Origin of the sequence: Brachybacterium atlanticum, assembly GCF_025669985.1 — a bacterium.
In the GTDB taxonomy this organism is placed as follows: domain Bacteria; phylum Actinomycetota; class Actinomycetes; order Actinomycetales; family Dermabacteraceae; genus Brachybacterium; species Brachybacterium conglomeratum.
In genome coordinates this window covers 17,350-37,854 of sequence record NZ_JAKJJW010000034.1, presented here as the reverse complement: position 1 = coordinate 37,854, position 20,505 = coordinate 17,350, and the positions used below count along the sequence as shown (strand labels likewise).

General features: G+C 74.1%; 17 protein-coding genes. 11 read left to right on the top strand and 6 right to left on the bottom strand.

Features of this window, described 5'->3' with window-relative positions:
* On the bottom strand, positions 1 to 282 hold a 282-nt coding region (locus L3K22_RS14000), incomplete at its 3' end, for a DUF6541 family protein (RefSeq protein WP_373318067.1).
* A 187-nt stretch (positions 283 to 469) separates the two neighbouring features.
* On the opposite strand from L3K22_RS14000, the gene tgt reads away from it, so the two are divergent.
* Complete coding sequence (gene tgt / locus L3K22_RS13995) at positions 470 to 1,813, top strand: tRNA guanosine(34) transglycosylase Tgt (protein WP_373318066.1); 1,344 nt, start codon at positions 470 to 472, stop codon at positions 1,811 to 1,813.
* Positions 1,810 to 3,399, top strand: a complete 1,590-nt coding sequence (locus tag L3K22_RS13990; RefSeq protein WP_263311925.1) for a PQQ-like beta-propeller repeat protein — start codon at positions 1,810 to 1,812, stop codon at positions 3,397 to 3,399. The genes tgt and L3K22_RS13990 overlap by 4 nt, the downstream gene beginning before the upstream one ends.
* Before the next feature lie 78 nt (positions 3,400 to 3,477).
* Here L3K22_RS13990 and L3K22_RS13985 read toward each other — a convergent pair whose 3' ends face one another.
* Both L3K22_RS13985 and L3K22_RS13980 read right to left on the bottom strand, forming a co-directional pair.
* Complete coding sequence (locus tag L3K22_RS13985; RefSeq protein WP_263311924.1) at positions 3,478 to 4,272, bottom strand: hypothetical protein; 795 nt, start codon at positions 4,270 to 4,272, stop codon at positions 3,478 to 3,480.
* 249 nt (positions 4,273 to 4,521) lie between these two features.
* Positions 4,522 to 7,560, bottom strand: coding sequence for a glycoside hydrolase family 2 TIM barrel-domain containing protein (locus tag L3K22_RS13980; RefSeq protein ID WP_263311923.1), 3,039 nt, complete (start codon positions 7,558 to 7,560; stop codon positions 4,522 to 4,524).
* Between the two features lie 343 nt (positions 7,561 to 7,903).
* Here L3K22_RS13980 and L3K22_RS13975 point away from each other — a divergent pair, with 343 nt between their 5' ends.
* The 3 genes from L3K22_RS13975 (at position 7,904) to L3K22_RS13965 (ending at position 10,299) form a co-directional block, all read left to right on the top strand.
* Positions 7,904 to 8,161, top strand: a complete 258-nt coding sequence (locus tag L3K22_RS13975) for a type II toxin-antitoxin system Phd/YefM family antitoxin (RefSeq protein WP_263311922.1) — start codon at positions 7,904 to 7,906, stop codon at positions 8,159 to 8,161.
* A complete protein-coding gene (locus L3K22_RS13970; protein WP_263311921.1) occupies positions 8,158 to 8,595 on the top strand; it encodes a type II toxin-antitoxin system VapC family toxin in 438 nt (145 codons plus the stop codon). Before L3K22_RS13975 ends, L3K22_RS13970 begins: the two co-directional genes overlap by 4 nt.
* A gap of 141 nt (positions 8,596 to 8,736) precedes the next feature.
* Complete coding sequence (locus tag L3K22_RS13965) at positions 8,737 to 10,299, top strand: DUF3375 domain-containing protein (RefSeq protein WP_263311920.1); 1,563 nt, start codon at positions 8,737 to 8,739, stop codon at positions 10,297 to 10,299.
* A 19-nt stretch (positions 10,300 to 10,318) separates the two neighbouring features.
* On the opposite strand, the gene L3K22_RS13960 is transcribed toward L3K22_RS13965, so the two are convergent.
* The 3 genes from L3K22_RS13960 to L3K22_RS13950 all read right to left on the bottom strand — a co-directional run bounded on the left by L3K22_RS13960 (position 10,319) and on the right by L3K22_RS13950 (position 13,313).
* Positions 10,319 to 10,687 carry an MGMT family protein gene (locus L3K22_RS13960; protein ID WP_263311919.1) on the bottom strand — a complete coding sequence of 123 codons (369 nt, stop codon included), beginning with the start codon at positions 10,685 to 10,687 and terminating at the stop codon, positions 10,319 to 10,321.
* A 118-nt stretch (positions 10,688 to 10,805) separates the two neighbouring features.
* Positions 10,806 to 12,605, bottom strand: a complete 1,800-nt coding sequence (locus L3K22_RS13955) for a hypothetical protein (protein ID WP_263311918.1) — start codon at positions 12,603 to 12,605, stop codon at positions 10,806 to 10,808.
* 225 nt (positions 12,606 to 12,830) lie between these two features.
* Positions 12,831 to 13,313 (bottom strand): hypothetical protein, encoded by a 483-nt coding sequence (locus L3K22_RS13950; protein ID WP_263311917.1) that lies wholly within the window; start codon positions 13,311 to 13,313, stop codon positions 12,831 to 12,833.
* A gap of 169 nt (positions 13,314 to 13,482) precedes the next feature.
* On the opposite strand from L3K22_RS13950, the gene L3K22_RS13945 reads away from it, so the two are divergent.
* From L3K22_RS13945 to L3K22_RS13920, 6 genes are all read left to right on the top strand, one after another.
* Positions 13,483 to 14,178, top strand: a complete 696-nt coding sequence (locus L3K22_RS13945; RefSeq protein WP_263311916.1) for a DUF4194 domain-containing protein — start codon at positions 13,483 to 13,485, stop codon at positions 14,176 to 14,178.
* Between the two features lie 204 nt (positions 14,179 to 14,382).
* A complete protein-coding gene (locus L3K22_RS13940) occupies positions 14,383 to 15,441 on the top strand; it encodes an ABC transporter substrate-binding protein (RefSeq protein WP_010549504.1) in 1,059 nt (352 codons plus the stop codon).
* 3 nt (positions 15,442 to 15,444) lie between these two features.
* Entirely contained in the window at positions 15,445 to 16,443 is a 999-nt protein-coding gene (locus L3K22_RS13935) for a FecCD family ABC transporter permease (protein ID WP_263311915.1), read from the top strand.
* Entirely contained in the window at positions 16,440 to 17,456 is a 1,017-nt protein-coding gene (locus L3K22_RS13930) for a FecCD family ABC transporter permease (RefSeq protein WP_263311914.1), read from the top strand. The genes L3K22_RS13935 and L3K22_RS13930 overlap by 4 nt, the downstream gene beginning before the upstream one ends.
* A 4-nt stretch (positions 17,457 to 17,460) precedes the next feature.
* Positions 17,461 to 19,416 carry an SIP domain-containing protein gene (locus L3K22_RS13925; RefSeq protein ID WP_263311913.1) on the top strand — a complete coding sequence of 652 codons (1,956 nt, stop codon included), beginning with the start codon at positions 17,461 to 17,463 and terminating at the stop codon, positions 19,414 to 19,416.
* A gap of 41 nt (positions 19,417 to 19,457) precedes the next feature.
* Positions 19,458 to 20,492, top strand: coding sequence for an alcohol dehydrogenase catalytic domain-containing protein (locus L3K22_RS13920; protein WP_263311912.1), 1,035 nt, complete (start codon positions 19,458 to 19,460; stop codon positions 20,490 to 20,492).
* Positions 20,493 to 20,505 lie beyond the last annotated feature (13 nt).

The following is a 20,505-nucleotide window of genomic DNA, read 5'->3' as shown; positions in this document are numbered from 1 at the left end:
TCTGGCGCCGTCGGCCGCGGGCGCCGGCAGTCGGCGGCGCAGCGGCAGCAGGGCGGCGCCGAGCAGCGCGCCGAGCACGAGCGGGGACAGCGGCGACCACGGCACGCCCAGCAGGTGCCCGGCCTCCGCCGCGAGGGTGATCGCGAACAGGGAGACGGGGACGGCGGTGACCAGCGCGGTCAGCGGCCGCAGCCGCAGCGCGAGCACCGTCGGCAGGCCCGGGAGCGTGAGCACGACGACGGCGGCGGCGAGCGCCGCGAGGGCGTGGAGCGCGGTCAGCATGCCGACTCGGGCCTCCTGACGGGAGGAGCTGGAGGGTCGCGGGAACGGCCCGCCGGGGACCGGACCACGGCCCGGTGACGGGGCCGCGCCGATTGTAGTCAGGGAAGATGGACGGGAGATGGCGGACAGGGGCGGGCCTGCAGGAGATCGACCGTCCGGTCGCCGTCGCTCATGGGACGATGTCCCGGTGACCTCCTCCCGTGCCGACCAGCCCGTTCCGCCGCCTGCCGCCTCGTCGCCGCCCGATGCGGCGGCCCCGTCCGCAGGGGCGGGGAGGCCGCCCTCCCCGGCCGACGTCGGCTTCGAGATCACCTCCCGGCACGGTGAGAAGGCCCGCGCCGGGGTGATCACCACCCCGCACGGACCGATCGCGACCCCGGCCTTCGTGCCCGTGGGCACCAAGGCGACCGTCAAGAGCGTGCTGCCGGAGTCGATGACGCAGCTCGGCGCGCAGGCGCTGCTGGCGAACGCCTATCACCTCTACCTCCAGCCCGGCCACGACCTCGTGGACGAGGCGGGCGGGCTCGGCGCCTTCATGAACTGGCCCGGCCCCACCTACACCGACTCCGGCGGCTTCCAGGTGATGAGCCTGGGGGCCGGCTTCCAGAAGGTGCTCTCCTCCGAGTTCTCCGGCGGCGAGAAGGCCCGCACCGCGAACGGCGAGGACGACGCCGTCCGTGAGGGGAAGGAGCGTCTCGCCCACGTCGACGACGACGGCGTCACCTTCCGCTCCTTCATCAACGGCGACGAGCACCGCTTCACCCCCGAGATCTCCATGCAGATCCAGCACGGCCTCGGCGCGGACATCATGTTCGCCTTCGACGAGCTCACCACGCTCATGAACTCCCGCGGCTATCAGGAGCAGGCGCTCGAGCGGACCCGTCTTTGGGCGCTGCGCTGCCTGGCAGAGCACGCCCGTCTCACCCACGAGCGCACCCACCGCCCCTACCAGCAGCTGTGGGGCGTCATCCAGGGCGCGCAGTATGAGGACCTGCGCCGTCAGGCCGCCCGCGACCTGGGCGCGATGGACGTCGAGGGGTGGTCCTTCGACGGCTTCGGGATCGGCGGGGCGCTGGAGAAGGAGAACCTCGGCACGATCGTCGGCTGGGTGACCGACGAGCTGCCCGAGGACAGGCCCCGCCACCTGCTGGGCATCAGCGAGGTCGACGATCTCTTCGTCGCGATCGCCGCCGGCGCCGACACCTTCGACTGCGTCTCGCCCTCGCGGGTGGCGCGCAACAGCGCGGTCTACACCCGCACCGGCCGCGTGAACCTCACCGGCTCCCGCTACCGCCGCCAGTTCGCACCGATCGACGAGACCTGCGACTGCTACACCTGCACCCACTACACCGCCGCCTACGTGCACCACCTCTTCCGGGCCAAGGAGATGCTCTCCTCGACCCTGTGCACGATCCACAACGAGCGCTTCGTGGTGCGGCTGGTGGACCGGATCCGCGCCTCCCTCCAGGACGGCACCTTCGACGCCCTGCGGGAGGAGACCACCGGCGCCTACTACGGCGAGCCGCGGTGAGCGAGGACCAGGCACCGGCCGACGAGCATCCGCCGGACGCGGCGACGGCGCTGGGCCTGGCGGTGGTGCTGCTGGCGCTCGCCGGGATCTGCGCCCTGCTCGGCGACCACTTCCTGCTCGGGGCGCTGCGCCTCGCAGCCGGCGTGCTCGCCGGGGCCGGCCTCGGCGTGCTGTTGATCGCACTGCTCGGCGGTCGCCTGCGCCGACGGACGCGGACGCTCCTCGCCGCGGGCCCCGCGCTCATCGTGGCCCTCGCCCTCACCGTCCCCGCGGTGCTCGCCACCCGCGTCGACTCGCTGGAGAACGTTGCTGCTGCGGAGATCGCACCGCTCGGCGAGGGAGACACGGTCGCCTCCGCCCCCGGCGGGCAGGGGCCCGTGCTGGTGCGCCGCGCCGACGGCACCGCGCAGCTGCTCGAGCCCGCGACCGGAGCGCGCGACGTCGAGTCCGCGGCCGACGACGTGCTCGCCCTCTCCGCCGACGGGACCCGGCTCGTCCAGGTGAGCGGGGAGGACACGCGGGTGCACGAGCTCGGCGGCGGGAGCGATGCCGAGGGGAGCGACGCCGGCGAGGCCGGCGGCCGCTCCGCACCCGTCGAGGTGGCCGGGACTCCGCTCGCCCTCGACGGCGATCTGCTCGTGGTCCGCGACTGCGAGGAGGACGTCTGCCGGGTGCGGGGCATAGACCTGGCCGCCCCCGACGAGCCGCTGTGGACCGTGATGGACGCCGAGGAGACCCGCGGACCCGACCAGGCGGGCCTTGCGCTCCCCGCCCGGGCCGAGGCCGCGCCCGGCCCGCTCGACGCCGTCGCCGCGACCGGGGTGCTGCCGTCGGTGCCGCTGCGCTTCGACCCCGCCCAGGGCTGGCTGCAGATCGATGCCGCCACCGGGTTCCCCGTCGGCCGGGTCCTCGCCCCCGCGGACGCCGACTGCCGCATCGCGGCGACCCCGGCCCCGCCCGACCCGCAGTCCGTGCAGGAGCAGGGGCCGCTCGTGCTCACCGTCTGCGCGGGGGAGGACGGTGCGCTGACCGCGACCGCGTTCCGCGACGGCGCACCGCTGTGGGAGTCCGCGCCCTCCCCGGCCGGGGACTGGACGGTGCGGCTCGAGGCGGGCCGCGTCCTCGCCTCCGGCACCGAGGCCGGGACCACGATCGAGGGCGAGATCCTCGCCTCCGAGCACGGCGCGGAATGGATCGCGCCGGGCGGGGACGGCGTGGCGCAGGCCGAGGCGTTCACCGCCCGCATCGGCATCGACGGGACCCGGATGGTGCTGACCAACGAGGCCGGGCAGCTCCTCGCCTACGACACCGCGACCGGGACGAACAGCTGGACCCTCCCGCTCGAGGACCCCGAGGCCGAGGTGCGCGGCGGCCTCGCCTCAGGCACCGCCGTCGTGCTCGACGAGATCGGGCGGGAGGATCCCCTGGATCCTCGCAGCGCGCAGCGGCTGCGCGTGATCACCGCCGAGGACGGCGAGGTGAGCGAAGAGCTCGTCCTCGACGAGGAGATCACCGCCTGGCACCCCCTCAGCGGCGGACGCGCCCTGGTCAGCACCGACGAGGAGACCGTGCTGCTCGGGGGCTGAGCGCCGCCGCTGCGGACGGCGACGGGCCCGGTCCCCGCGCGTGCGGAGACCGGGCCCGTCCCGGAGAGGGGTCGACCCTCAGGCCTTGGCGCCCTCGTTCTTCCGACCCCAGGCCATGACCATGTACGAGCCGACCAGCAGCGCCGCGGCGACCACGATCACGCGCAGGAGCTCGGCGATGCCGCCGACGGTGTAGATCGTGCCCATGTCGTAGGCATCGCCCGCGATGGCACCACCGATGAATCCGGCGATGAAGCTGACGATCCAGTACAGGATCACCGAGACGATCACGGTCGCCCCCACGATGATCGCGCCGGTGCGTCCACGACCGCTGAACTGGATCGCGGCGATGATCGAGACGACCAGGAGCCCGATCGAGAAGATCAGGTTCGCGATCCATGCCAGGAGCGTGCCGATGCTCCCGAGGCCCATGCCCACGGAGATCTCCTCCATGTCCGCCGGGTTGCCGTTGGCCGCCATCATGAACATGAAGATCGGCGTCGCCAGTCGAGCGATCACCGCGAGCACCGACAGGACCAGCAGGGCGATTCCGAGCTTCTTGGCCAGCGCGCCCTTCCCGGCGACGGGTGACGTCGACGCGGCCCCGGCCGTGCCGGGGTAGCCGCTGGTGCCCGGGTACCCGCCCGGGGCGGGCGGCGGCGAGGCCTGGCTCCACTGCTGCGGGGCGGGCGAGGCCTGGCCCGCCGACTGCTCACCCCACTGCGGGGCGGCCGGCGCGGGAGAGGGCTGCCCCCACTGCGACTGCGGAGCCGGCTGCTGCCCCTGCGGGGAGTTCTGCCCCCACTGTCCCTGATCGCCGTCGGCGCCCCACTGGCCGTTCTGGCCGTTCTGCGGCCCGTACCCCTGAGTCATGCTTCTCCCTCATTGCCCCGTATGGCGGGGCTATTGCGTCGTGGCGCCGCGGCGGCACCCGCTCCAGCGTAGCGGGCCGCACTTCGGCTCAGGCGCCCCGGAGGTGACGAGCGGGTTGCGATCGTCGACCCTCACCCGGGGCAGGTGGTAGGAACCGGTGCCCGGGCGGGACCCGGGGCTGGGGCCGGGACGTGGCTGGGCCGGCGGCCTCCCCGCGGTGCGCGAGGTGGCCGCCGGCCCGAGCGAGGCTCAGCGCGCGGCAGGCGCGAAGCGGATCCGGAAGCTCTCCTCCCGGGCGGTGAGCACGTGCTGGGGCAGCGGCTCCGGGCCGCAGGCCGCCGAGCCCACGCCGTGCAGCGCCGCCGAGAGCGTGACCCAGGTGAGGCCGTCGGGACGCAGCGCACCGTCGTGGGCGCGGGCGTCGAGCTCCGCGGTGGACCAGGGCCGCACCGCGAGGCCCAGACCCTCCGGCGCGGTGAGCTCGAGGCCGGAGGCCGCCTCGCCGCCGCTCAGCACGGCCCGCACCACGCCCGCACGGTTGCCGTTCTCCTGCGGGAACACGTACGGGACCTGCAGCTCCTCGACGCTCGCGGTGCGGCGCGCGAAGGTGGTGCCGCCGCCGGTGTCCGGGTACATCTCGTGCGGGCCGAAGCCCTCGTACTCCACCTCGCCGGGCGCCGCCGGCAGTGCGAAGCTCCAGCCGATCCGCGGCAGCGGCAGGTCCTCGGGCCACAGCGCCGACGGGGTCACGGTCACCGCGAGCTCGACCCCGTCCGCATCGGCGCGCCAGGTCTCGGTGACGTCGGCGTGCAGGGCGTTGCCGTCCAGGCCGATCCGGGTGCGGACCACGAGCTGCTCGCCGCTCGCCTCGATCCCGACCAGGCGGCGGCGGGCGACGTCCAGCCCGATCCGCTTCCACCGTGCCTCGAGCGGGTAGCGGGTGCGGGCCCGCTCGTTGTCCACCGGGGCGCGGTACAGGTCCGCCCCCGCGTGCTCGAGGGCGAGCTCGCCGAGGCCGACGAGCCGGCCCAGGTCGTCCAGGCGCGCGGGCCCCACCTGCCAGGTGCCGTCGGCCGCCTGCTGCGGCGCGATCGCCGCGGCGGGGGCCGGGGTGACCGAGGCGGCCAGACGCTCCGCGTCCACGTGCGAGGCCGCGACGATCTCGTGCCCGGCCGGGACCGGCCCGTCGGCTTCCCGGGTGGTGAGGCGAACCGTCACCGCGGTGTGCTCGCCCTCCGGCAGCGCCAGCTCGGTGCTCGCGCCCGGGGCGAGGGCCGGCAGCTCGAGCTCCTGCCAGCTGGCCTGCAGGTCGGTGGAGACCTCGGCGCGCAGGTGGGAGAGGTCCGAGAAGGCGTAGCGGTTCACGATGCTCGCCGATCCGGCGCCGACCTCGAGGCCGACGGGGGAGTAGTGGTGCTTCGCGTCCAGCAGCGCCGGGGACGGGGTGCGATCGGGCAGCAGCAGTCCGTCGGCGACGAAGTTCCCGTCGTGCAGGCGCTCGCCGAAGTCGCCGCCGTAGCCGTAGATCTCGTTGCCCTCGGCGTCGGTGGTGACGATCCCGTGGTCGATCCACTCCCAGATGAAGCCGCCGTGCAGCGCCGGGTAGCGGTGGACGAGGTCCATGTACTCCTTCAGCGCGCCGGCGCCGTTGCCCATCGCATGCGCGTACTCGATCCACAGGAAGGGCTTCGACAGCGCCGGCATCGGCGACTCGTCGGAGCCGAAGCCCGCCTCGCCCGGGTCCACGCCCAGGTGGTGCAGCATCCCGATGAGCTTCTCGCGGTACTCCTCGGTCAGCGCGCGACGGCCGATCTGCTCGGTCTCGTCATGCGTGGGGTACATCAGCGAGAAGACGTCCACGGTCTCGGCGCGGTAGTCCTGCTCGTAGATGACCGGGCGGGTCGGGTCCGTGGCGCGGACCGTCTCGATCATCGCCTCGGTGACCGGACCGGTGGAGGCCTCGTTCCCGATCGACCACATGACGATCGAGGCGTGGTTGCGGTCCCGCAGCACGAAGCGCTCGGACCGCTCGCACAGCATCGGGCGGAAGCGGTCGTCCGCCGCCGGGCGCTCGGCCGCGCCGGTGCCGTCCTCGCCCCAGGTGGAGTCGACGTGGAAGCCGTGCGTCTCGAAGTCGCCCTCGCAGATCACGTACAGGCCCGCCTCGTCGCACACCTCGAGGAAGCGCTGGTGGGGCGGGTAGTGGGAGGTGCGCACGGCGTTGAGGTTGTGCTGCTTCATCAGCGCGACGTCCAGGTCCTGGTTCTCCAGGTGCTGGGTGCGGCCGACGACCGGATCCGCCTCGTGACGGTTCACGCCGCGGAACACGATCCGCTCGCCGTTGACGCGGAAGATCTCCCCGTCCACCTCCACGCGGCGGAAGCCGAGCTTCAGCGTCACCGTCTCGGTGCCGGCGTCGGTGGAGACGCTCGCCTCGTACAGCCGCGGCGACTCGGCGCTCCAGGGGGAGACCTCGCCGGCGGCGATCTCGGTCCCGTCGGCCGTGGCCTCGATCCCGAGCTCCGGGATCCGCACCGTCGCGGGGACGATCCCGCCGTCCGCGTCGCAGGCGGTGGCGGTGAGGGTGCCGCGGCCGGTCGCGGGGTCGAAGTCCGCGTGGGTCGCGAGGTCGTGGATCCCGCCGGCGGGGCGCAGCAGCAGGTCGACGGAGCGGAAGATGCCGGAGGCCCACCACATGTCCTGGTCCTCGACGTAGGTGTTCGCCGACCACTGCACGACCCGCACGTCCAGGCGGTGCTCGCCCGGTGCCGAGAGGGCGTCGGTGACGTCGAACTCCTGGGTCAGGCGCGAGCCGGAGGTCACGCCGATCTCGGTGCCGTCGATCCAGACCTTCGCCGCGGAGTCCACGCCCTGGAAGCGCAGCAGCACCTTCGCGCCGGAGGCGAGGGAGTCGGTCCAGTCGGCGGGGACGGCGACGGTGCGGGAGTAGTGGCCGGTCGGGTTCTCGTCCGGGACGTGGGGGACGTCCATCGGGATGGGGTAGACGACGTTGGTGTACTGCGGGGCGCCGTGGCCCTGCAGCTGCCACAGCCCCGGCACGGCGATCTCGCCGGGCTCGCCGAGGTCGGTGCCGTCGGCGCGGGTGCCGTAGCGGAAGTCCCAGGTCCCGTCGAGGTTCAGTGCGGGGGCGTCGGAGTGCAGGTGCGCGCGGCCGCGGAGGCGGTTGCGGCCGCCGGCGAGGTCCTCCCACCAGCGGTCGGTGCGGTCGGCGGGCGGGAGGGCGGCGTCCTGCGGGGTGCCCGTGCTCTCGGGGGCGGGGGTGCTCATCGGTGAGTCTCTCCTGGGTCGGCGGGGCGGACACGAGGCGATGTCGTGAACGTTCACGGTCGAGTGTACCCACGTCCCGTGCCGGTCCGCACGGCCGAGCCCGCCCGCCGGCCCCGGCCTGGGGCAGGACGACACCGAGAGGCAGGTTTCAATCGGTATCAGGCGGGCCGTTTCAGTCGGTGAGTGCGACTGTGGTGTGTCGGCCCGCCGCGGGCACTCGGCGGGTGTGGCGCGTCGGAGTGCTGAGTCGGAGGCTGTCGTCGAGCGGGCGGCATTGCTACGCTCTGCTACACCGAGGGTGCCGAGCCGCATCGGTCCGTCGGGCCTCGTCGAAGGAGGGACCATGAGCACCATCCCGCATCGGGAGCTGCGCAACAACAGCACCGAGATCCTCCGCCGCGTCGAGGCGGGGGAGACCTTCGAGATCACGAATCACGGACGGACGGTCGCTCGGCTCGTCCCGTACACCGCCTCGCCCCTGGACCTCCTTCGCGAGAGCGGCCGGATCACCGGGACGACGGCGGTCGATCTGGATGCGCTGCCGGTCGCCCACAATCTCACCAGCCGTGAGGTCCTCGACGATCTTCGCGGTGAACGGTGATCGTCTACCTGGACACCTCCGCGATGCTGAAGATCCTGATCGACGAGCCCGGCATGCAGGCGATGCGGGAGGCCTTCACCGGCTGGCAGCTTGCCGGGGACGAGCTCGTCTCCTCCTTCCTGCTGCACACCGAGATGCACTGCGCGGCGTCGCGGCGCGGCGTCGCGGCGCCGGAGACCATCGACCTGCTGCTCGGAGCCGTCGGGCTCATCGACATCGACCGTGCCGATCTGCTGGCGGCGGCGAGGGGCTCCCACCGCCTGCGCAGTGCGGACGCCATCCACCTCGCCACGGCCCTCGCGGGCCTGCGCAGTGCGGACGCCATCCACCTCGCCACGGCCCTCGCGGTGGACGCCGACGTCCTGGTGACCTTCGACGCCGAGCTCGCCGACGCGGCAGCGGGTGAGGGGCTCCGCGCTCTCAGCCCGGCCTGACCCTGCCCGGACGGCATCGGCCTGCCCCTGCCCGGACGCCGGCGAGCGGTGGATCTCGACCCTCCTTCGCCGGGACCGGTTCACGGGCCAGAGGCAGCACTCGGCGAGGGGTGGGGGAGCGGACCGCTAGACTCGCTGACCGTGACCACGACCGAGCCGAACCGGTGGACCGACCGCCGCAGCGACGCCGTGTCCGCGCGCAAGGAGGCCTACGAGCAGCTGCGCCGGGCCAGCACCTGGCGCCTCCTCGCCGCGACGAAGGCCCCGGCGGTGCTCGCGATCCTCCAGGCCACCTTCCCCGCCGGCGACCGTCGGCTGCCGCGCAGCGAGCTCATCGCCCGCGTGGGCGCGCACCTCTCGCTGCTGCACGACGACGAGGGCCCGGCCGACGGGGCCTCCGCGGCGGACGGGGCCGCCTCGGCCGACGGCGCCGGGGACGAGGCGCGCGGCGGTCGCAGCGCCGCCGAGTACGTCGACGGCTGGGTGCGCGAGGGCTACCTGACCCGGCGCGACGACCCCCAGCGCACCGAGACGACCTTCGAGCCGAGCCCCGCCACGATCGACGCGATCCAGTTCATCGCCTCGCTCGAGGAGCACCGGCCGACGACGACACAGTCGCGCCTGCAGCTGGTCATCCAGCAGTTCGACCGCCTCGCCCAGGAGACGGAGACGGACCGCGACGTGCGGCTCGCCGATCTGCAGCGCCGCCGCGAGCGGATCGAGCAGGAGATCCGCGAGCTCGCCGAGGGGGAGCTGATGCTCCCGAGCGTCGAGGCCTCGGTGGATCGGCTGCGCGACATCCTGCAGATCGCCGCCGAGCTCTCCGGCGACTTCCTCCAGTACCGCGAGGACCTGCGCGCCGTGGACCTGCACCTGCGCGAGCAGATCCTCTCCCCGGAGGGGTCTCGCGGCGAGATCCTCGAGCAGCTGCTGGCCGGGGACGACCTGCTCGGGCAGTCCACCGTCGGCCGCACCTTCACGGCCTTCTTCCGCATGCTCAACGACCCTGCGCAGACCCGTGCCACGCAGGAGCTCGTGGACCGTCTGCTCGAGCGGGACTTCTCCCGCTCCCTCTCCCGGGACGAGCGCGAGCGCCTCGCCAACGTGTTCAGCGACCTCTACGAGCCGGCGCAGGAGGTGCTGGACGTCAAGACGGAGCTGTACCGCTCGCTGGCCCGCTTCGTGCGCTCGCAGGACTTCCGCCAGCACCGGGTGCTGCTGGAGGCGCTGCAGGAGGCGCAGGGACTGGCGCTGGCGCAGAAGGACGAGGTGCCCACCCGCACCCCCTTCCCGCTCGAGCTCGACCTCTCTCGCGTCCAGCTCTCCTCCGTCTCGCAGCACCGGCTGAAGGACCCCACCGATCCGGGCGCCCCCGCCGAGGCCGAGGTGCACGATGCGACCTCGCTCAGCGTCGAGGTGCTCCAGGACCTCGTGCGCACCAACGACATCGACCTCGTCGGCCTCACCACCCACGTCAACGACGTGCGCGGCCGCTCCGGCCAGGCCTCGATCGGGGACATCCTGCGGGAGAAGCCCGCCGAGCAGGGGCTGGCGAGCGTCATCGGGCTGATGTTCCTCGCGACCAGCCATGCGCAGGCGCGCGAGGGCTCCACCGAGATCGTCACCTGGCGGGAGCTCGACGGCAACGACTACGCCGCCCGAGTCCCCTCGTTCTACTTCCTGGACGACGTCCCGGTGGAGTGAGCCCGGCGGAGCGAAGGGCTCATGCGTCCTCCTCCTCGAGCTCCGCGAGCGCGGGTGCGGCCTCGGCGCGCAGCCGCTCGAGGTCCGCGCCGAAGTCCTTCATCCGGCAGCCGAGCCCGTTCGGCTTCACCACGATCCCCTCCTCCTGCCAGTGGGGAAGGGCACGGGCGAGCAGCGGATGGTCGCCGGAGGCGTTCGTGACGCGCCACCACGGCGTCGACGAGCCCCAGGTGCCCATGATCCGTCCCACCAGACGCGGGCCGACGCCGACGATCGCGCCCGCCTCCCCGTAGGCGGCGACGCGTCCCGGCGGGATCGCCTCGACCACGCGCAGCACCCGCTCGACCGTGAGGTCGTCCATGCGGGTGCGGGTCGTGCGCTCGGGCATGGCCGACAGTCTGGCACGCGGCTCCGGACGATCCGCGGCACCGGACCGAATGCGGGCCCGAACAGGGAGCGACCCCGGCGCCGAGGGGCGCCGGGGTCGCGTCCGCGGTCAGGAGGGGTCAGCGACGTGCGCCCCCGCCCTCGCCGTCGATGCCGTCCTCCGGGAGACGGTTCTGCACGGAGCCGTCCTCAGGGGCACCGAACTCCGGAGCCTTCGGCGGGAGATCGCCGTTCTGGCCCCGCAGCTGCTGCTCCTGGCGGAAGAAGGGATCGTCCTCGAACTCACCCTGTCGCGACTCCTGGGTCTGGAAGCCGTCCTGGCGACCGTCGCGGCTGTCCAGGGGGCGGAACTCGCCCTGGTGGCGACCACCTTCCTGCGGAACCGCCGGATGTGCCCCGGCCGGACGGAACTCCGGACCGTCCTGGGGCTGCGAGGCCTGTCGATCGGCGCCGAGCCGGTCCTGATCGGCACTGAGCCGATCCTGCTCCGTGCCGCGCCGGTCCGCGGAGCCGCCGGACCAGTCCTGCGCGACGGGAGGCTCCATGCCCGAGCGGTCCTCGGCGCGCGCCGGCCGATCGCCCACGCGGTCGTCGCGGATGCCGCGCTCGTCGTGCTCCGTCCCGGCCCGGCCGAGGTCGCCGGTCTCGTCCGTGGAGCGGACCGGGTCGTGGCGGTCCGCCTCGGAACGATCGGCGTCGCCGCGATCGACGTCGGACCGGTCGACGTCGCTGCGGTCCACCGCCGACTGATCGATGTGCTGCGGGTCGGCCTGCTGCCGACCCGCGGAGTGATCGTTCAGGTCATTCCGGCGGTCCGCATCGTGCCGGGCCACGTCCTGCTGATCGATGTCGTGACGGTCGATCGACTCGTCGCGAGCCGGGCGCTGCTCGGCCCGGTGGGCCTCGCCCTCATAGCCGGCCCCGACAGGATGGTCGGTCGGGCGGGCCTCGCCGGCCCCGACGGGACGGTCGGCCTCACCGACCCCGGCGGCCCCGCCGTCGCGAACGGCACCGTCCCGATCCAGGCCCTCGTGGCCGCGGTCATCGCGGGCCGGGTCGACAGGGGCGCGATCCTCAGGAGTCCGGTCCTCTCGGACGCCTCCCTCGCGGACGTCGCCCTCGGGGTTCCGGTCGTCGCGCGGCTCCTGCTCGGTGCGAGCGGCGCGACGGCCGTGAGGACGCTCGTGCGACGACGCGTCGTCGGCCACTGCGGAGCGATCCTTTGAAGCGCGATCCTCCGGCGAGCCGCCATGCGCGGCGGCCGCCCCGGCGGCGACGCCGGCCGTGCCTGCGACACCGGCCGCGGCTGCGGTCCCGGCCCCGCTGCGGGGCTGGTCCTCGCGCTGCACGGGACGCTCATCGCCCCGGAAGGTGCGCTGGTCGTCGCGAGCGGAGCGATCGTCGGCGGCGCGGTCATCGACGCGTCGGCCGTCGGCCGCACGGTCGTCGGACATGCGCTCGCCAGCCGTGCGGTCGTGGCCGGCAGCGCCTGCGGCCGGCGCGGTGCGGTCCCCGTCGCGGGGCGTGGGGGAATCGGGGTCCAGGCGGTCCGCCTCGGCGCGCTGCTCCTCGAGGGCGCTGCGCTCCTGGTCGACCTCCTGGCGCTGCGTCTCGGCCTCGCTCCGGCGACGCTCGGCGGCGAGCTGCTCCTGCTCGGCCGCGTTCGCCTTCCGCTCGGCCTCGAGACGGGCCTTGTCGGCCTCGATCTCGGACTCGCGGGCCTTCAGATCGCGCTCCTGGACGGCCTGCTCCTTCTGGGCGGCCTGCTCGCGGATCTCCGCGGCGCGGCGTCGATCCTCCTCCTGCTGTCGCTGCTTGCGACGCTTCGAGGCTTTCGCGCCCACGACGATCAGGACGATGACGACGATCAGGACCAGCAGGATGATCCCGACGATCACGGGGGTGGACAGGTCGGTCATGGTCGGCTCCTCACCGCTCGACTGCTCCACCGCCGGGCGGCGGAGCGCGCCCCGTACCGGGGTCCCGGCACAGGGCGATGCCCCGATTCCACCAGACCGAGGCGGATCCGGAGGGACTTTCGACCAGCCGATCGGCACGACGTGTCCCGCCGAGCCGTCGACGGGCGCGTCCTGAGCGTGGCGGGGGAGCGGTCGTCCGCCCGTGCCGGCAACTGACGGCGAGGCTCAGCGCCGGAGCTCGGCCTCCCCGTCCTGGGGCCTCTCCCAGTTCTGCGCCGGGGCGAGCTCCTCCTCGGCGGTCGGGGCCTCGGAGTACTCGCTCAGCAGCGGACGCGAGGCGCGGCGGCCATGGCGCTCCCGCCAGGGCCGCGGATCATCGTCGACGGGCGCTGCGTCCGAGGGTGCCGACGGGTCCTCCTCCACCGCGCCGGCGGGCGCGGCCCCCGTCGCCTCGGCGGACGAGGGAGAGGGGCCGACGGGATCGGCACTCGCGTCGGAGACCGTCGGTCCATCGCTCGAGGTGTCGCCCGGCCGTGCGGCCGATGTGCCGGTCGAGGACTCCGCGGAGGCGCCGCCCTGCGTCGCTCCGGTGCCGACCGGACCCTGGTCGTCCCGTCGGCCGCGCGCCACGAGGACGCCGAGCACGACCAGCACCAGCAGGACGACCGCCAGGATCGCGAGAACAGCAGGCACGGGCAGATCGGACATGACGGCTCCTCGTGGTTTCGGCGGGCCGCAGGCGGTCCGTCCCGCCCGGGCATACCCCGATTCCACCAGATCGATGTCCGTTTTGGGTGATTTCTCGCCAGTCGGTCGAAGCGCCCCGCACTGTCCGGGCGCCGGCTCGTCGCGCCCCGCGCCGGTAGGCTGTCTGGCCGTGACCAGTCCTGCGCACCGCACCGAACCCGACGACCACGCGCCCGGCGAGGAGGCGAGCCCCTCCGTGCCCGGCGGCGCGCTCGTGGACGATTCCCGCCGCGTGCTCGTGCACCTGCTCCAGGGCCCCTTCCTCGACGGGCGCCGCGACGGCGGCCGCTACGCGCAGCTGCTGCGGGACCGGGTCGCGATCGAGGCCCGGCTCGCCGACCTCTTCCTGGAGCTGATCGTCGACGACGACGCCCAGGTCGCCTTCGTGCGCCAGAGCGAGGACGACCCCGACGCCCCGAAGCTCCTGCGTCGTCTGACCGGCATGAACCGGCTCGACTCCGTGCTGCTGCTCGTGCTGCGCCAGATGCTTTTGACCCAGTCCTCCCGTGGCCAGCGCACCGTCGTCTCCGAGGCGGAGATCCAGCAGGCGCTGGCCGCCTATCGCCGCACCACCTCCACCGACGAGGCCGGCTTCGCCAAGGAGGTCCGCGCCTCGATCGCGAAGGTCCAGCGTGCCGGACTGCTGGACGAGCAGGGCGACGACTTCGAGGTCTCCCCGGTGCTGCGGCTGATGATCGGGCCCGATACGGCGCGCGAGTTCATCTCCCTGTACCGGCAGGCCGGGGTCGACGGGCTCGAGGACCCCCGAGACGCCGAGGATCCGGACGGCGCGGACGACGAGGACGGGGCGGCGTCGACCGACTGATGAACGGCGTGATCTGAGCTGATCCACGGCGTGATCTGAGACGCATTCCCGTCGGGCTGCGCGGCTGTGACCGGGACGGTTGTCTCGCGGCTCCGGACGCAGGCCCACAGAGGTGCTCCCGGCAATTGAGTGACGCGAGAGTTGCGTAATAAGGTCAGGCTCACCTCACCCCTGGATCGGGGGTGCCGAGAGAAGGATCGCCCCATGCCGAGCTCGTTCACGCGCCGCTCCGTCGTGCTCACCGCCCTCGCGCTGCCCGCCCTCGCCGCCTGCAGCGGCGGCGACGTCGCCGGCACCGACGCCTCCGACGCGGGCGGCAGCTCCGGCGCCGCGGCCGACGCCTTCCCGGCGACCGTCGAGCACCTCTACGGCACCACCGAGATCGCCGCGGAGCCCACCCGCATCGCGACCGTCTCCTGGGTCAACGCCGACACCGCCCTCGCCCTGGACATCGTCCCCGTCGGCCTCCCGCTGGTCGAATGGGGCGGCAACGACAACCAGTCCACCGACTGGATCGATGCCAAGCTCGAGGAGCTCGGCGCCTCCTGGGGCAGCGAGAACGCCCCGACCACCTACTCCGAGGCCGACGGCGTCAACACCGACGAGATCGCCGCGCTGACCCCGGACCTGATCATCGCCGCCTACTCCGGTCTCACCGAGGAGGAGTACGCGACCCTCAGCAAGATCGCGCCCACCATCGGCCCGCTCGCCGCGAACTACACCGCCTCCTGGGAGGAGGTGCTGACCGCCGTCGGCACCGCCACCGGCCGCAGCGACGCCGCCGCCGAGCTCGCCGAGCAGCTCACCGCCGACCTCGCCGCCGTCGGCGAGGAGAACCCGGCCGTGGCCGAGTCGACCTTCATCGCCGCGAGCCTGTCCACCACGGACCACACCATCTCGATCTACTCCGGCGACGACACCCGCCCGCGCTTCTTCACCGCGCTCGGCATGACCCAGGCCGAGGTCGTCACCGAGAACACCGCCGACGAGAACACCTTCTACTTCGACTGGTCCGCCGAGCGCGGCGACGAGCTCGTCTCCGACGTCCTCTACACCTGGGCCGCCGCCGGCGACACCGTCGAGACCTTCCAGGACGATCCGCTGTTCGCCCAGATCCCCGCGGTCGCCAGCGGCGCCCTCGTCCTCACCCCCGACGACCACCAGACCCTCTCGATCTCCGCGGCGAGCGTGCTGAGCCTGCCCTGGGCGCTCGAGAACGTGGTCCCCTCCGTGATCGAGGCCGCGCAGACGGCCCAGGCCTGAGCGGTGCCCGCCCGCCCCACCCTGCTCGCGACCGCCGGAGCCCTCGCGGCCCTGGCGGTCGCCTGCGTGCTCTCCCTGCTGGTGGGCGCCCGCACCGTCCCCCTCGACGCGGCCTGGCAGGCCGCGCTCGCCTTCGACCCGGCCGACGCCGACCACGTGGTCCTCGCCAGCCGCCTGCAGCGCACCCTCGCCGGGCTCGCCGTCGGCGTGGCCCTGGCGCTCGCCGGCGCCGGGCTGCAGGGCATGACCCGCAACCCGCTCGCCGATCCCGGGATCCTCGGACTGAACTCCGGCGCGGCCGCGGCCGTGGCCACCGGCGTCTACCTCTTCTCCTTCTCGAGCGTCACCCAGTTCATGGCGGCGGGCTTCGTGGGCGCGGCCCTCGCCGCCGTGCTCGTCTACGCCCTGGCCGCCGCGAGCCGCACCGGCGCCACCCCGATCACCCTCGCGATCGCCGGCGCCGCCGTCACCGCGGGGCTCGGCTCCCTCGTCCACGCCCTCGTGATCCTCGACCAGGGGGCGCTGGACAGGATGCGGCTGTGGCAGGTGGGCACCCTCGGCGCCCGCGACCTCGGGGACCTCGCGGCCGTCGCGCCCGCCCTGCTGATCGGGGCCGTGATCGTCCTCGGCGCCGCCCGGTCCCTGAACGCCCTCGCCCTCGGCGACGACGCCGCCGCCGGGCTCGGCGTCCACGTGGGCCGCACCCGGGTCGTGCTCGGCGTCGGCATCGTGCTGCTGGTCGGGGCGGCGGTCTCCCTCGCCGGACCGGTCGGCTTCCTCGGCCTCGTGGTCCCGCACGCGGTGCGCCTGCTCGTCGGCTCGGACCACCGCCGCCTGCTGCCGCTCTCGCTGCTGCTCGGCCCCGTGGTGCTGCTGCTGGCCGATGTGGTCGGCCGCGTCATCGCCCCGCCCGCCGAGGTGCAGGTCGGCGTGATGACCGCGCTGCTCGGCGTGCCCGTCTTCCTCGTGCTGATCCGGACCCGGAAGCGGGTGGCCCTGTGACCTCGCGCCGCCTCCTCCTTCCGCTGCTGCTGGTCCTGGCCGTGGCGGGGCTCCTCACCGCCCGGGTGCTGCTGGGCACCCCCTTCGTCTACGCCGACCTCGCCGTGCGGGCCGTGCTCGGCGAGCAGATCCCCGGCGTCTCCTTCATCGTGATGGACGACCGTCTGCCCGCCGCGGTCGTCGGCGCGCTCGCCGGGGCGGCGCTGGCCCTGTCCGGCACCGTCTTCCAGACCCTGCTGCGCAACCCCCTGGCCAGCCCCGACGTGATCGGCGTGACCCTCGGCTCCTCCGCCGCCGCGGTGCTGGCGATGGCCGTGCTGGACGCCCAGGGCATGGCCCTGTTCTGGTGGACGCTGCTGGGCGGCCTCGGCACCGCGCTGCTGGTGCTGTGGGTGGCGCGGGCGCACCGGCCCGGCGGTCCGGGGGCCGGCGGCGCCGGCGCGGTCGACGACCGCTTCGTGCTGGTGGGCCTCGGGGTCGCCGCCGGCTTCACCGCGCTGATCCAGTACCTGCTCAGCCGGATGGAGTCCCAGCAGGCGGGCGATGCGATGCACTGGCTGGTCGGCTCCGTCGCCGGCTCCACCTGGCCTCGCGCCGCCGTGCTCGCCGCCTCGCTGGTGGTGCTCGTGCCGCTGCTCGCCGCGCTGGTGGGCCGGCTGCGGATCCTGCAGCTGGGGGACGAGACCGCCACCAGCCTCGGCCTGCCCGTGCCCGCCACCCGCATCGCGCTGGTGATCGTGGGGGTGCTGCTGAGCTCCTTCACCGTCGCGGTCGCCGGCCCGCTCGCCTTCGTCGCCTTCCTCGCAGGACCCCTCGCGCGGATGCTCGCGGGCCGGCCCAGCTTCCTCCTCGCGGCGCTGCTCGGCGCCGTGCTCGTGCTCGCGGCCGACGTCGCGGGCCAGAACCTCTTCGGCCGGCACGAGATGCCGGCCGGCGTCATCACCGGAGCGCTCGGAGCGCCGTTCCTGCTGTGGATGCTCGTGCGCTCGAAGACCTCCGGAAGTGGAAGGTGATCCCGTGGCCCAGCTGACCGCCCGGAACCTGCAGCTCGCCTACGAGCGACGCGTCGTCGTCGAGGACCTCGACCTGACCCTCCCCGAGGGGAAGGTGACGATGATCGTCGGCGCGAACGGCTCGGGGAAGTCGACCCTGCTGCGGGGCCTGTCGCGCCTGCTGCCGCCCCGTCAGGGGTCGGTGCTGCTGGACGGCGCCGACATCCACTCCCTGCGCGGCAAGGAGCTCGCCCGCCGGCTCGGCCTGCTGCCGCAGTCCCCGCTCGCGCCCGACGGGGTGACCGTGCGGGAGCTGGTCACCCGCGGCCGCTACCCGCACCAGGGCCTGTTCCCGCAGTGGAGCGACGAGGACGAGCAGGCGGTCGCCGAGGCGCTGGCCCTCACCCGCACCGACGAGCTCGAGGGCCGTCTGCTCGACGAGCTCTCCGGAGGGCAGCGTCAGCGGGTGTGGATCGCCATGGCCCTCGCACAGCGCACCGAGGTGCTGCTGCTGGACGAGCCGACCACCTATCTCGACGTCACCCACCAGCTCGAGGTGCTCGACGTGGTCAGCGAGCTGAACCGCACCCGCGGCACCACCGTGGCGATCGTGCTGCACGACCTCCAGCTCGCCGCCCGCTACGCCGACCATCTGGTCGCCGTGCACCGCGGCGCCGTCCACTGCCAGGGCGCCCCGGCCGACGTGATCACCTCAGCCATGGTCAAGGAGGTCTTCGCCCTCAACGCCCTGATCGCCCCCGACCCGGTCACCGGCACCCCGATGGTGCTGCCGCTGGGCCGGGAGGCCGCCCCCGAGACCGCCCCCGACGCCTCCCGGGGCGCCGACGGCACCGACCCCGAATCCGCACGCCAGGCCGCCGCCGGGACCGCCCCCGACGCGGCCGACGAGTCCGAGGAGGACCCCATGTCCGTCGCCACCGACCAGCACCGCACCGCCGCCCGCGCCTCGGAGGAGCCCGTGCTGGTCCCCGCGCTCGAGGGGAGCCCGCAGCTCGCCGTCACCCTCACGGTCGGCGCCCGGACCATGGTGGGCGAGAACCTCGTGCGCCTGACCCTGACCAGCCCCGAGCTGCGCCATCTCGGCGTGGGCGGGCCGCTGCTGGACGTGCGCATCAAGCTGATCATCCCGGGCCCCGAGGCGAGCGTGGACCACTTCGCCGCGCTGCGCCCCGACGCCGTCTCCGACCCCGACGCCTTCGCGGGCTGGTATCGCGACTGGCTGCAGGTCGACACCGACGAGCGCGGCTGGATGCGCACCTACTCGATCCGCGAGATGCGCGGCGCGGGCCATCCCGGGAACCTGGGGGAGGACCCCGAGCTGGACATCGACATGGTCCTGCACCTCGAGGAGCCCGTCGTCCCCGGCTCCGGGGTCGCGGCGCGCTGGGCGGCCGCCGCCGAGGTGGGCGACACGATCACGATGCTCGGCCCGAACCGCCGCCTCGTCGGCCCCGACTACGGCGGGATCGAGTTCCGTCCCGGCACCGCCCGGCGCCTGCTGCTGGCCGGGGACGAGACGGCCCTGCCCGCGATCTGCGCGATCCTCGAGACGCTCCCCGCCGGCTTCACCGGCCACGCCTTCATCGAGGTGCCCGACGCCCGGGACGAGCAGCGGGTCCTCTCCCGCTCCGACGTGGAGCTGACCTGGCTCGCCCGAGGCGACGCCCCGCACGGTACGCTGCTGGACCCCGCGGTGCGGCGCCTCCTGGACGAGCGGCCGGAGCTGTGCCAGGACTGCTCCGTCGGTGTGCCCTCCGAGACGGGCGAGTTCGAGGAGGTCGACATCGACCAGACGATCCTGTGGGAGACCACCGAGGGGCACGGCCCCTTCTACGCCTGGCTCGCCGGGGAGGCCGGGGTGATCACCACCCTGCGCCGCCACCTCGTCAAGGAGCTCGGCGTGGACCGCAAGCAGGTGAGCTTCATGGGCTACTGGCGCAAGGGGCGTGCCGAAGGGTGAGCACGAAGGCGACCCACCCGCGGGGCTGACAGACTCCTCCCATGCGCGCCGTCGTCATCGAGAAGTTCGGTCTCCGTCCCGAGGTCCGCGACCTCCCCGCCCCCTCGGCCCCGCCCGGCGGCGTGGTGCTGGACGTGGAGGCGACCGGGGTGTGCCGCTCCGACCATCACGCCTTCGCCGGACACGACGACACGGTGACGCTCCCGCGCGTGCCCGGGCACGAGATGGTCGGCCGCGTCGCCGCGCTCGGCGACGGGGTCACCTCGGTGCGGGTCGGCGACCGGGTCACCACCCCCTTCGTCGAGGGCTGCGGGCGCTGCCGCTGGTGCCGCGAGGGCGCCGCGCAGATCTGCCCGGACCAGACCCAGCCCGGCTTCACCCACGACGGCTCCTGGGCGGAGCAGGTCGCGATCCGGGCCGCCGACCACAACCTCGTGCCCGTCGGCGAGGACCTGCCCGCCGAGGCGGTCGTGACCCTCGGCTGCCGCTTCGCGACCGCGTACCGGGCGCTGACCGCCCGCGCCGGGCTCCGCGCCGGGGAGACCGTCGCCGTGATCGGCTGCGGCGGGGTGGGGCTCTCGGCGGTCATGATCGCCGCCTCGCTCGGCGCCCGGCCGATCGCCGTCGACATCGATCCCGGCGCCCTGGCCCTCGCCCGCGAGCACGGGGCTGCGCTGACCGTGGACTCCCGCGGCCTGGATCCGGCGGCGACGGCCGCGGCGATCGTCGAGGCGGCGGGGGAGCGGCCGACGGCGAGCGTCGAGGCGCTCGGCCGCGAGGCGACGACGGACGCGGCGCTGCTCGCCCTCGCCCCGCTCGGACGGCACGTGCAGATCGGGCTGTACGCGGAGCCGCCGCGACTCGCGATCCCTCGCGTGATCTCCCAGGAGCTCGCCGTGCTGGGCAGCCACGGCATGGCCGCCGCGGACTATCCGGGGCTGCTCGCCCTGGTGCGGGAGGGGTCTCTGCGCCCGCAGGACCTCGTCACTCGCACCCTCGACCTCGAGCAGGCCTGCGAGGCGCTGGTCGAGCTCGGGGAGCGCACCACTGCCGGGGTGGGGATCATCCGGCCGTGAGCGGGGCTGCCCC

Coding starts and splice junctions, on each gene's coding strand:
- L3K22_RS13985 (WP_263311924.1), bottom strand. CDS start 4,272: ATGACTCAGGGGTACGGGCCGCAGAACGGCCAGAACGGCCAGTGGGGC.
- L3K22_RS13920 (WP_263311912.1), top strand. CDS start 19,458: ATGCGCGCCGTCGTCATCGAGAAGTTCGGTCTCCGTCCCGAGGTCCGC.
- L3K22_RS13960 (WP_263311919.1), bottom strand. CDS start 10,687: ATGCCCGAGCGCACGACCCGCACCCGCATGGACGACCTCACGGTCGAG.
- L3K22_RS13975 (WP_263311922.1), top strand. CDS start 7,904: ATGAGCACCATCCCGCATCGGGAGCTGCGCAACAACAGCACCGAGATC.
- L3K22_RS13955 (WP_263311918.1), bottom strand. CDS start 12,605: ATGACCGACCTGTCCACCCCCGTGATCGTCGGGATCATCCTGCTGGTC.
- L3K22_RS13980 (WP_263311923.1), bottom strand. CDS start 7,560: ATGAGCACCCCCGCCCCCGAGAGCACGGGCACCCCGCAGGACGCCGCC.
- L3K22_RS13940 (WP_010549504.1), top strand. CDS start 14,383: ATGCCGAGCTCGTTCACGCGCCGCTCCGTCGTGCTCACCGCCCTCGCG.
- L3K22_RS13950 (WP_263311917.1), bottom strand. CDS start 13,313: ATGTCCGATCTGCCCGTGCCTGCTGTTCTCGCGATCCTGGCGGTCGTC.